At 70.3% G+C, this 12,511-nt stretch carries 5 protein-coding genes; all 5 read right to left on the bottom strand.

The window, feature by feature from the left end; genetic code table 11:
- Window position 1: 1 nt before the first annotated feature.
- Genes KOL93_RS09230 through KOL93_RS09210 form a run of 5 tightly spaced genes read right to left on the bottom strand, consistent with a single transcriptional unit; the run spans window position 2 to window position 12,500 of the window.
- Window positions 2-1,432 (bottom strand): RDD family protein, encoded by a 1,431-nt coding sequence (locus KOL93_RS09230; protein ID WP_221585036.1) that lies wholly within the window; start codon window positions 1,430-1,432, stop codon window positions 2-4.
- A 1-nt stretch (window position 1,433) separates the two neighbouring features.
- Window positions 1,434-3,914 carry a transglutaminase domain-containing protein gene (locus KOL93_RS09225; protein ID WP_221585035.1) on the bottom strand — a complete coding sequence of 827 codons (2,481 nt, stop codon included), beginning with the start codon at window positions 3,912-3,914 and terminating at the stop codon, window positions 1,434-1,436.
- Window positions 3,911-5,230, bottom strand: a complete 1,320-nt coding sequence (locus KOL93_RS09220; RefSeq protein WP_260406198.1) for a DUF58 domain-containing protein — start codon at window positions 5,228-5,230, stop codon at window positions 3,911-3,913. The genes KOL93_RS09225 and KOL93_RS09220 overlap by 4 nt, the downstream gene beginning before the upstream one ends.
- A gap of 2 nt (window positions 5,231-5,232) precedes the next feature.
- Window positions 5,233-6,216, bottom strand: a complete 984-nt coding sequence (locus KOL93_RS09215) for an AAA family ATPase (RefSeq protein WP_221585034.1) — start codon at window positions 6,214-6,216, stop codon at window positions 5,233-5,235.
- A gap of 35 nt (window positions 6,217-6,251) precedes the next feature.
- Window positions 6,252-12,500 carry an Ig-like domain-containing protein gene (locus tag KOL93_RS09210; protein ID WP_221585033.1) on the bottom strand — a complete coding sequence of 2,083 codons (6,249 nt, stop codon included), beginning with the start codon at window positions 12,498-12,500 and terminating at the stop codon, window positions 6,252-6,254.
- Window positions 12,501-12,511 lie beyond the last annotated feature (11 nt).

Here is a 12,511-nt window from a genome sequence, read left to right as displayed (position 1 = left end):
GTCAGGCGAGCCCCGCCCTCTCGATCGCGACGGTGCGGTCGCCGATCGTCAGCTCGTCTCCTGCCGCGAGCGGCGTCGGCTCGCCGGGCGTCGCCGTGAACGACGATCCGTGGCGGGCGATCACGACGCCGTTCGTCGAGTGGCGATCGGTGAGCGTCACCTGGTCCGCCGTGACCGTCAGCTCGAAGTGCGTCTTCGACAGCGACATGGTCGTATCGTCGATCCTGACCGACTGCGCGCCGTCCTCCGCGACCGGGTTGCGGCCGAACACGGTGCGGCCCGTCGCCTCGACGCGGAAGCCGTCATCCCACACCAGCGTCGCCGACGGTTCGGGCGCCGCGGCGGGGCGCCGGTTCACGACGACCGTGTCGTCGGGGAACTCGTCGTCGACGGGAGCGGGCGGCGCCGGGGCGGGCGCAGATGCCGGTGCCGGTGCCGGTGCCGGCTCGCCGAAGTCGACGGCGGGCGGGGGCTGCTCCTCCGCACGCGGATCGCCGGTCACGCCCGGCACGAAGGCGATCGGCTCGGCGGGCACCTCGAACTGCGAGGGCGGTGCGGAGGGCTCAGGAACCCCCGGTGCCGGCGGCATCACGGAGGCATCGGCAGCGGGCTGCTCAGGAGCGGGCGGCGCCGGCGGGACGTTCGCGAACGGATCCGCCGGGGCGGGAGCTGGCTGCGGCGCCGGCTGGTCGCCTGCGGGCGCCGCCTGCGCGTCCACGATGGGAGGCGCCGCGTAGCCGTATGCGGGCGCCGCCGGGGGCGCGGGCGGAGCGGGAGGTGCCGCGAGCGTCGGATCCTGCGCCCAGCCCTGCGGTGCCTGTCCCTGCTCGGGAGCAGGAGCCGGCTCGGCGGGCCCGCGACCCGAGACGTCGATGACGAGCGCCCCACCGACCTTGTCGTGCCAGCCCTGCTGGCGGCCCGACCGATCGAAGAACACCGAGAAGTACCCGACGATGATCGCCGCCGCGAGCGCCCAGATGATGTGCCGCAGCAGCGCCCGGCCGAACCCGAGCCGCGCGCCCGAATCCGCGCGCACGAGACGCACCTTGAACCACCGCTGGGCGAGCGACCCGCCGGATCCCTGCATCCACGTGTAGACGACGATCAGGGCGATCGACACGAGCCCGGGAATCATGGCGAGCGCCGCCATGACACCCATCTCACCGTTGAGGAACGCGCTCATCACTGGCCACGCGATCGCCGCGGACACCACGCCGACGACGAAGGCGATGAGCAGCATGTCGACGACGTACACGCCGACGCGCTTGCCGATCGTCGCGAGGGGCTCACGCGTCGCGGGCGCAGACGACTGAGGAGCGGGATCCTGCGGCTGCGGCGGAACGGGCGGAATCGCCCCGTACCCACCGCCCTGCGGCTGGTGCCCGTACGACGGCTGGCTGGAGTATCCGGACTGCCCGGTCGACATGCTCATGTCAGCTCCCCCTTCTGCTCACGACTTCTCGTGCTTCTGCGACTTTCTCACGAAGTGCGCGGAACCCGCGACGGATCGGGGAGTTCTTCGACACGGAGCGCACGCTGAGCCGCGCCCGGAATCGGGCCCATCGCGTCGACTTCTGGCGCATGTCGCCGACGACCGCGTCGACGTCGTCCCAATAGCGGGCGACATCATCGTCGGTCGGATCGGCGGGCGCGAATACCCGCGAATCGGCCTCGACCGCCAGCTGCACGACCCGCGGCTCATGGAATCGCGCCGCGACCGTCCGCGCCTCCTCGTGGCGCGTCTCGCCCGCGGGGAGCGGCACGCGTCGGTAGGCGCCGAGGTCGGTTGCGCGATCGATGAGCTCGCTCCACCCACCCGCGATGCGGTCGGCGCGCTCGGCGGCCTGCAGCCGCTCTCGGCGACGCGCGAGCTTGATCGCGGCGACGATCAGGAACGGTGACAGCACCAGCGCGATGACGAGCAGACTGACGCCCGAGATCGCGATGATCTGCCACACGAACGGCGACAGCAGCGGCTCGTCGTCGTCGTTCTCCTCGCGCTCGTTCGGCACGAGCGGCGGCTCGTCGGCGGGCTCCTGCGGCGGGGGCGGCGGCTGGAGCACCTGCGGCCGCGGCTCCTGGCGCGGCTGCTCCGTGATCTCATCGGGCTCGTTGTCCTCCGGGGGCGTGGGATCGAACGGCACCCATCCGTGCCCCTGGAACGCGACCTCGACCCACGCGTGCACGTTCGCCCCCGAGGCGACGAACGGATCCACGTGGGGGTCGTTCTCGTCGGCGTGGAACCCCATGACGACGCGGGCGGGGATGCCGAGCTCGCGCGCGAGGATCGCCATCGCGACGGCGTACTGCTCGTCGTCGCCGACGCGCTGCTCTGCCCCCAGGAGTTCGCTGATGCGCTGCGCGCCGTGCCCGGCTCGCGACTGCGGATCGTCCTCCGAGCGCCCCGTGTCCTCCTTCGCGAGGCCGTGGCTGAAGTAGCTGTTGCGCAGCCACTCCTCGATCGCGACGACGCTGTCGTACTGCGACAGCGCTCCTGCCTCGGCCGCCTCGGCCCGATCCACGATGTCGGCGGCGACCGAAGCCGAATCCGAGGGCGTCTGGCCCATGGGCGGCAGCTCGGGCTTCGCGAATGCCGCATCCGCCAGGTCCTCGGGCGCAGGCACCTCTGGAAGCACCGCGGTGACGGCGTAGACGTCGCCGGAACGCAGTCCGCCGACCGCGATTCCGGTGCCGGTCTCCTCGTTGATGTACGTCGAGCGGCGCAGCTCGTCGACGCGCTCGCCGTCGCCGGCGAACTCGACCGCGTCGATGACGCCCGTGCCGGGCAGCCAGGGACCGGCGTACTCCTGGATCTCGATGTCGACCGTCACCTCGTCACCCGTCTCGCCCTCCGCCATGTTGCTGCGGAGCGGAGAGAAGTCACTCGATCGCGCGTCACCCGCGTCGGAGACGTTGTAGACGAGACCGTCGTAGCCGTCGAGGACAGCGAGGCGCACGCGCGCCCCCTCCGGCAGGCCGGCCACCGAGAAGAGCGGCTCGTCGGGCGTCGGGTGATCGCGCACGATCGAGCGCCACGACTGCAGCGGACTCGCATAGTCGTAGAGCTCGAACGGCGGCACGATCGTGTCGCGGGCGACCTCGCGCACCTCGTTGCGCGGGGCGGCGAGCTGCGATGCGAGGCCGATGCCCGCGGCGACCGCGATGATGGCGATCCCCGCGACGACTCTGGCGCCGGTCCCGCCGGTCGAACCTCCCGCGGCGCGGCCTGCGACCGACACCGCTTCGCGCTTGGGCGACCAGGCCTCGCGCAGCGCGAGCCACACGATGGCGACGACGACGAAGCACGCGCCGAGCAGGTACGGCAGCCACACGGGCGGATCCGGCGTGCCGAGGACGATCGCCAGCACGACGGTCGCGAGCACCGGAAGGAGAGCCCATACCGGCGGTGTGACGCGCAGCGCGAGACTGCCCGCGAGGACGCCCGCGACGAGCAGCATCGCGAACGGCACGAGCAGGTGGCCGTCGTCGACCGCGACGGGGACGACCGTCGTCACGAAGGACTTCCACATCGTGACGGACCCCACCGCCAGCTCACGCAGGGTCGTGAGCGTGGGGACGACGCCGCCGATCGTCGTCGACGGGAGCGCCAGCGCTCCGCCGAACAGGAAGTAGGCCGCGACCGTCGCCGGAGCGAGGACGAGGATGTGCCACCGCCACAGCGCGCCCGCGGCGGCGAGCGCGAGCCCGACGAGGAGGCCACCATAGGCGCCCACGAAGAATCGGCCCGCGTCGAAGACGGGGGCGAGCACGAGAATCGGCACCGTGAGGAGGAGGACCATCGCGGCGAGGTCGAGGATCCATCGGCGAGCCGACAGTGGAGCCGGACGGGTCGGCGCCGGACGCGCCGACGCCGCGCGCGAGGCGGCCCGGCGGGTGAGGGGCGGCGTGGTCATGCGAGCGCCTTCCTCAGCACGCGGGGAAGCTGGTCGAGCGTGCCGAGCGAGACGACGTGCGCGTCGGCGATGCGACGCAGCTCGGGGTCCGCGCCCTCGTCGGCGACGCACACGAGCGTGCGCGCCCCCGGAGGGATCCGCGCGGCCGCCGACTTGAGGTCGGTCGCCGTCGCGCCGCGCCCGGTGACGAGGACGACGAAGCTGGCGGACGGGATGTTCGAGCCCACGAACGCGCCGAGCTCGTCGATGCGCTCGCGCGTGCGCTCGGGCTCGATGTCGGAGAGGGAGTCGAGCATCTGACGCTCGTTGCCCGCGCGGAGAGCCCGCGACTGCGTGCGCAGATCGACCTCGAACGAATCGCGCATCGCCCGGCGTCCGATCGACGCCGCGATCGACACCGCGAGCTCGAACTCGGCATCCGTGCGGTATTCGTGCGCCGCGCGCGAGATCGCGATGACGAAGTGCGAGCGTCTGGTCTGCTCGTACGTGCGCATCATGAGAGTGCCGGTGCGCGCAGACGAGCGCCAGTGCACGTGCCGCAGATCGTCGCCGGGCTGGTACTCCGTGAGCGCGTGGAACGAGATGTCGTCGCGCGCGAGGTCCGTCGTCGGAAGACCCTCGAGGTCGCGCACGAACCCCAGCGACTCCCCCTCGAATCGCACCGTGCGCGGGTGCACGTAGAGATCCGTCGGGTCGTCCTTGCGTTCGATGCGCTCGAACAGCCCGAGCGGATCCCCGCGCAGCACGCTCACCGGGCCGACCTCGAGCACGCCGCGGCGGTGCGTCGGGATCTGGAAGAGCTCGGTCTCGCTCTCGCCCGCCGCGAGGCGGCGCACGGCGAAGATGCCGCGGCCCTCCCCCACGGGCAGGACCACGCGCGACGCGGCGATCGGCCTCTTCGCGGGATTCGTGAGGATCAGGCCGCCCTCGGCGTGCTCGCCGACGATCACGCGGTCGCGGTGCAGATCGAGCGCGACGTCATAGCCGGTGCGACCGATGAGGAACAGGGCGCACACGACGACGATCACTGTGAGCACGATCGCGCCGGTCGTCATCTCCCGCCACCCGTACGCCGGGCCGAGGATCCACAGGACGATCGCGCCGATGATCGCCATCCACCCGATCGGCCGGATGACGCGGGCGCCCGAGAGCAGTCCGCGCCCGGCCTCCGCGAGCAGGTACACGGCCACGCGCCACCAGGGAGCGCGGCTCTCCTCCGGACGGGAGAACTCGGGAGTCTGCGGATCCACGGGCGCGTCCGACGGCGCCATGCCGGCCGGCACGGCGCTCATCGGCGTCGCGGAGGGAATCGTCATGCTCAGTCGACAGGCTCCTGCTGCGCGCGGTTCTGGGGCGCGGGCACCTCGCTCAGCACGCGCTGGATCACGGTGCTCTGCTGCACACCGGAGAACTCGGCCTCCGGATCCATCACGAGACGGTGCGCCCAGGCGGGCTGCGCCAGCACCTTGATGTCGTCGGGGATGACGTAGTGGCGGCCCTGTGCGCCGGCCCACACCTTCGCGAGGCGGATCATCGAGATCGCGCCGCGAACCGAGACGCCCAGGCGTGTGTCCTGATCCGCGCGCGTCGCCTCTGCCAGCTCGGCCGTGTAGCGCAGCACGGCGCCGTCGACGTGCACCGTCGCGCCGAGGTCGGCCATGTCGGCGATCGCCTCGGTCGTGATGAGCGGTGTGAGCTTCGACGACGGATTGCGCTCCGCGGAGCCCAGGAGGATCCGCTCGGTGACGTCGACGGTGGGGTAGCCGATGGACGCCTTGATGAGGAAGCGGTCGAGCTGCGCCTCGGGCAGCTTGTACGTTCCCGCCGTCTCGATCGGGTTCTGCGTCGCGACGACGAGGAACGGACGCCCCACATCGTGCGTCACCCCGTCCACCGTGACGCGACCCTCCTCCATGACCTCGAGCAGGGCCGACTGCGTCTTCGGCGAGGCGCGGTTGATCTCATCCGCGAGCAGGATCGATGTGAAGACCGGCCCCTTGTGGAACTCGAACGACTGGGTCTTCTGGTCGTAGATCGTCACGCCCGTCACGTCGCTCGGCAGCAGGTCGGGGGTGAACTGGATCCTGCTCGACGTGCCCTGCACCGTGGCCGCGAGCGACTTCGCCAGGCTGGTCTTGCCCGTGCCCGGCGCGTCCTCGAGCAGGACGTGCCCCTCGGCCAGCATCGACGCCAGCACGAGGCTCACGACGTCGCGCTTCCCCATGAGGGCGCGGTCGACGTTGTCGACGAGGCGGTTGAAGGTGCCCTGGAACCACCCGGCCTGCTGCGGGGTCATCGTCATGGTGTATCTCGCTTTCGATTGGCTGGTGGGGCCGGTCAGCTCTGGGGCGTCGGTTTCACGGTGACCTCGTTGGTCAGGCGCGAACCCCAGGGCACCTGCGGGTAGTCGTGCGTGATCGCGATGCGGTAGGTGCCCGGATCCTGACGGTTGCGGAGGCACTCGATGTCGTCGGATCCCGAGCCGGAGGCGCTCTCATAGCCGAAGTAGCCGCTCCCGGCGTCGCGGAATTCACCGCTGTCCGGATCCTTCTCCTGGCACTGGTACATGAACCCCGACCAGGGCTGGGACGGCGGCGCGAGGTTCTTCCACCGCAGGGTGAACTCGTTGCCGCTCGGACGGGTCGTGTCGGTGTCGCGATAGTCGATCGTGAACTCCGGCCGTGGCACCCAGTATTCGGCGCTCGCCGTCGCCTCCTGGCCCTCCGTGTTACGGATCACCGTCTCCACGGTGGCGTAGGTCGCGGGAGGGAGGAGCTTGTCGATGCGCATCGAGATCGACGGCTCGCGCGCGGAATTGCCGTTGCCGCCCTTCGTCTCCTCGAAGACCTTTCCGTTGGCGGCGGTCACGCGCACCCGCATGTACTCGATGTTGCGGCCGTTGTACTGCGTCGTGACATCGACGCCGAAGTTCTGCGCGTGCGTCGTCCCCGACCAGCGGGTGATCGTGGGCTTCGGCGGCGGGCCGAAGGGACGCACGGGCTCGTCGAGAGTGCCGGCGGGGCCCGTCTTCCAGTTCGAGCCGTCGATCGAGGTGCGCGCGCGGATCGAGACGACCGTGTCCACGCCGTTCTGCGCGGGGAGGGTCGCCGCCGCCTTCCCTCCCTGATCGCGGTATCCGTTCGGGAGCGCCGCCCACGAGCCTCCGTTGAGGCGGTAGTCGTACTGGACGTCGCCATCGCGGACGCCGTTCGGATCGGCCTTCTTCCACGAGACGTCGATGGATCCGTCCCCGGCCTTCGCCGAGACATCCGTCACGGGGCCCGGAGGACTGTAGGAGCGGACCGGGGCGCTCGCGGAGCTCGCCTTGCTGCTGCCCTCGCGGTTCGTCGCGACCACGGAGAACCGGTACTCCGTCGGAGAGTTCGCGAGCACGATCGTCGTCGCCCGTCCCTCGTTCGGACGCGAGATGCGATCGACGACGTCGTCGCCGTGGTGCACGCGGATCGTCCAACTCGAGATGCCGTCGCCGCCGTTGCTGTCGGGCGCGCCCCAGGTCACACGGAATTCGTTCTCGCCGTAGGGCTGGTCCGTGCGCTCGACCGACGGCTTCCCGGGAGTCGACGGCACCGTCGCCGGCTTCTCGGCGGCCGACCATCCGCTCCACGACCACCCCTCGGGGTCGCGGATGTCCGCGTCATTGATCGCGGCGATCTGGAAGCGGTACTGCGTGCCGTTCTTCAGCCCGGAGAAGATGTGCGACGTCGAGGTCGAGTCCGTGAGCGCATCGACGAGCCGCGTCTCTCCGCCTCCCTCGAGCCGCACGAGGTAGCCCTTGATCGGGGACCCCTCGTTCTCGGGGGTGTTCCAGCGGATGCCGAGTCGCTGGTCGCGGCTGCCCGGCTCGAGCGTGAACTGCGGCGGGTTCGGGGCCTGCGGCTTCACGTCGGGGCGCACGACCTGGCTCAGTTCGGACGCGGTCGACGGGCCGACCTCGTTCACGGCCGTCACGCGGAACTGGTACTCGCGGTTGTTCGTCAGCCCCGTGAGGTGGCAGACGGTCGCCGTGCACGTCTCGGTGTAGCCGCTGCCGAGGTAGTCCTCGACGAGGTACTCCGTGATCTTCGCGCCGTTGTTCGTCGGCGCCGTCCAGGTGAGCGTCGCCTCGCGGTTGCCGACGTCATTCGCCGAGGGAGTTCCCGGCTGGTCCGGGACCCCGAGAACGGTCGCCGTGATCGCTCCCTGCACGTACCGATCCGCGTCGTCCGTCACGTCGGCGATCGTGTAGCGCGCGGTGACGTACCCGCTCGTCCCGTCGTTCGGGGTGAGCGTCACTCCCGAATCCGTGAAGCTGACGGAGGCCTCCCCCTCGATGACCTCGGCGTCGATGATCCGGAGAGGCGCCTCGCCCTCGAAGGGGTTCGAGTCGTTCTGCAGGACGGGGACCTCCTGCGGCTCGCCCTGGTGGACCCGTCCGAGGTCGTCATCGTTCGCCGCCGGGAGCGGCCGGTTCGATGCGGAGACCGTCACGTGGATCTGCCCGTCCACCGTCCCGGCTTCCTGGTCGTCGATGAGGATGTCGAACGACGCCGACTGCCCGCGCGACTCCGCATCGGCCGCGACCGTCAGCACGTCGCCCTCGATCTTCGCCGTGACCCCGCCGAACTCTCGGGGCCCGGAGAACGAATACGTCAGCGCGTCGCCGTCGATGTCGTACGAGCGCTGCGCCAGATCGACGGAGACCGGATCATCGCCCGCGCCGAGCGTCGTGGACGTGTTCGTGAACTCGGGCTTCTCATTCGCCGGATCGGAGACGGTGATCGGGATCGTGAGAACCGACTTGCGGCCGTCGGGATCGTCCGGATCGTCGCCGTCCGTGACCTCGAAGGTGATGTCGGCGGAGCCCTCGAGCCGGTGCGTGGGCTTGTACTGCAGCGTCTGCGGGTCCTTCACGAGCGCGCCGGTGCTGTTCTTCGCCGTCACCGAGTCGGCAGACGTGACACGCGGCTCGCGCCCCTCCGCCACCTCGACGTAGTCGGCGAGGGGGATCTCGACGGGCGGATCCGACGGGTGATGGTCGCTGATCTCGATGTGCGCGCCCTCCTTGAGGACGGGTCGCAGATCGTCCTTGGCCGGCACGATGAGGAACGCGGTCGCCTCGCCGCCGTCCGGATCCGTCACCGTGTACGGGATGGTCTGGCGGCGGTCCTCGACCGAGGCCCGCACGACGCCGGGGCCCTTCCCGGGAAGCGGTTCGACGCTCGCGACGTCGAGCGTGAGGTCGTCGACGGTGCCGTCGGGATCCTCGTCGTTCGCGAGCAGATCGATCTCCGCCGTGAAGTCGCCCGACACCGCATCGATCAGCACTCGATCGTCGCGCGCGATGGGCAGCTCGAGCGGCACGTCCTTGCCGACCGTGACCTGCACCACGCCCTTCGCGGGGTTTCCGACCTCATCCTCGATCGTGTACTGGAACTGCGTCGTCATCTCACGATCGGGAGCCGTGAACAGCACGCGATCACTCGTCGTCTCGACGCTGTAGTCGGCGTCATCGGGGACCAGCTCGATCGAGTCGGGCACGAGTCCGACACGATCTCCATCGGGATCGGTGTCATTCGCGAGGACGGGAATCGATACGGTGCGCCCCGGACGCATCGCCACCTCGTCGCTCATCGCGTTGGGAGCCTGATTGATGCTCTCGGGCGGAGCGATGCCCACGCGGATCGTGCCGATCGCCTCCTCGCCGAATGTGTCGACGACGCGATACTGGAACGTGTCCACGCCCGTGGCGTCGCGGTCCGCCGCGTAGGTGAGGTAGTCGGCGCCCTGCTCGGTGATCCGCCCCTTCGCGGAGGCGTCTGCCGGGCCGACGAGGTCGACGGAGTCTCCGTCGGGATCGATCTGATCGAGAGGGATCTCGATGCGCGCGTCGGAGCCCGCGAGCGTGCGCGCCGTGACCGTCTGCGGGATCGGCGCGCTGTTGATCTCTTCGTTCCAGGGGACGATGTCGATCGTCACCGCGGCCGACGCCTCCTGGCCCTTCGCATCGACCACCGTGTAGATCGCGCGCACCTGGCCCTGGGCATCGGGTGCCGCCCGGAAGCGCACGTCATCCTGCGCGACGAAGATCTGGCCCATCTCGTCGGACGGCTGCTCGACGAACTCCGGGTCCACCGAGAACGACTCGCCATTCGGATGGTGGTCGTTGTCGGTGACGGGAATCGTGACGACGTCGCCGGCGCGCACGGTGGCGGAGTCGTTCATGGCGATCGGAGCGCGTGCCCGGTCGGTCGGCGGCACGGGGATCACGATGATCTCGCCCGTCGCCTGCTTCGACCCGTTGTGGATGTTGTAGGTGATGACCGCCTGCTCCTCGAGCATCGCCCTGTCCGTGATCTGCACGGTCGACTGCCCGAGTACGGCGGCCGAGACGCCCTGCGCCTCCTGCACCGCCGCCGACTGGACGACGAGCACTCCGCCCGACGGATCCTGGTCGTTCTGCAGCACGTCGATGAGCACCTCGCCGCCGGCCGGCAGATAGGCGGTATCACGCACGGCGACGGGAGGCTCATCGCTCGTGTCCTCGCGCTCGAGCACGTCGACGCGGACGAGGCCCGCAGCCGACTGCATCCCCGCCGAGGCCGTGTAATCGAGGTAGAAGGTGCCGGGCGTCTCGCCGGCGACGGTGAATGCCTCGCCCTGGGCGTCGAGTTCGGTCGTGACCTGCGCGTGTGGTGCGACGCCGGACAGGCCGAGCGACTCGCTCGCCGCGTTGATGTCGTTCACGAGCGGCTCCACACGCGCCGTCTCGCCCGCGTACATCACGACGTGATCGGCGTTGGTGACGGGTTTCACCGTGCCCACGGGACGCACGGAGAGACTCAGCGTCCCCGTGCCCGTGTCCTGACCGTCCGACACCGTCACCTGCACGTCGATGGGGCCCTGACGCGGGGTCAGCGAGCGGTACGTCACCTGCCCGTCGGCCGTGAAGTCGACCTCGTCGCCCTCCTGCGGCTGGACCGCGGCGAGATAGATGTCGTCGCCATCCGGATCGATCCAGTCGGGGAGCACGTTGTACGTGACGGATCCGCCCGTCTCGACCGCGACGGTGGGACGCAGCTCCTTCTGCACCGGTGCCGCGTTCTCCTCCTCCGGGTGCACATCGATGCGCACCGTCGCGGAGTCACTTCCGCCCGCGCCGTCGTCGACCGTGTAGCGGAACGTCGCAGAGCCGCTCGTCTCGCTCGGCGCCAGGGTGATCTGAAGCGCGCGCCCGTCCTGAATCGGCTCGACGCTGCCGATCGCCGGATCCTCGTCGACCGCGATCGTCAGGACGTCGCCGTCGGGATCGTTGTCGTTGTCCAGCACGGGCAGGACCGCAGAGCGCCCGGCGCGGACGCCGTACTCGTCGTCTTCGGCGATCGGCGCCCGGTTGCCCTGCGTGCGATCGGGCGGCTGGATCTCGGCGAGGTCGGTCTCGACCGTCTCATCCGACTGACGCGAATCGCCCTCGGGCGGCGTGAGATCGTCCCAGTTGTTCACGGCCTGCATCTCGTCGGAGGCGAGCCAGGACGCGCCGCCCGCCGCGTCGTTGAGGACGACGTCGTCACCGTTCGAACGCAGGACGAGCGAAGCCTCCGCCGGCGCGCTCTCGACCACCTTCTGCAGGTCGTCATCGGCGCCGAGGCAGTCGCGGATGACCTGGTTGGTGCCTCGCCAGGCCGCGTAGGCGCATCCGTCGACGACGAGAGGCTCGACCGCCTCACCCTCGGCGGCCGCCGCGACTCGCGTCGGCTCGGCGCCGTCGAGCGGAACCTCGATGAGCGCCGATGCGCTCGCGAGACGCACGGACCGGCCCGATGCCGCGTCGGCGGCCAGCCTGACCTGCTCCGCGGAGCCGATCGACGTCGACAGGCCCTCCGGTGACTGCACGAGGCCGCTGGACTCGTCGAAGACGACGGGCGTCTCGCCCACCGTCGTGAGCTGGACCGCGGCTCCCGCCTCGATGTTCTCGAGCGTGCGCGTCTCGGGTTCGCCGACGGTCTCGCCCGTCGACGACGTGTCGATCGTCGTCAGCGTGCGGTCGCTCGGCGCGAACGCGTGCACCGTGCCGTCGGCGGAGACGGTGAGCGCCGCATCCGGCGAGACCTCGGCTGCCGCGTCTCTCTCCTCGGGGTCGAACGTGCCCAGCTCGCTGATCGGGACCACGTACAGCTGGCCGTCATCGGGGCCCAGGATCGCGACGGTGTCGCCCCCGCGCTGGACCTGGGAACCGGCGACGACGTCTGTCTCATCCCCCGGCACCATGCTCACGGCGTCGACGCGCGAGAGCTGATCGGAGCCGTGGTCGAGATAGAGGACGTCGTCGCCCTCCTGCATGATGTCGATGGTGTCCGTCGACTCGATGCGCATCTGCCCGTCGAGCAGAGCCGATTCGGTGTTGAGATGCCCCATGACCTCGCTGGAGGTCTTCGTGACCCACACGCTGCCGTCGTCGAGCTCGACCTCAGCAGTCGGGTTGCCGTCGTACGCGACGGCGAAGCCCGTGAGCGTGACGGCACCGGCGACCACGATCGCCGCGCCCGCAACCGTGCTCTTGCGCGCGCGCAGCCATGTCATCGCCGTCATCCGAGCTGCTC

The organism is Microbacterium salitolerans, from assembly GCF_019720895.1.
In the GTDB taxonomy this organism is placed as follows: domain Bacteria; phylum Actinomycetota; class Actinomycetes; order Actinomycetales; family Microbacteriaceae; genus Microbacterium.
This window is presented reverse-complemented; position numbering and strand designations above follow the sequence as displayed.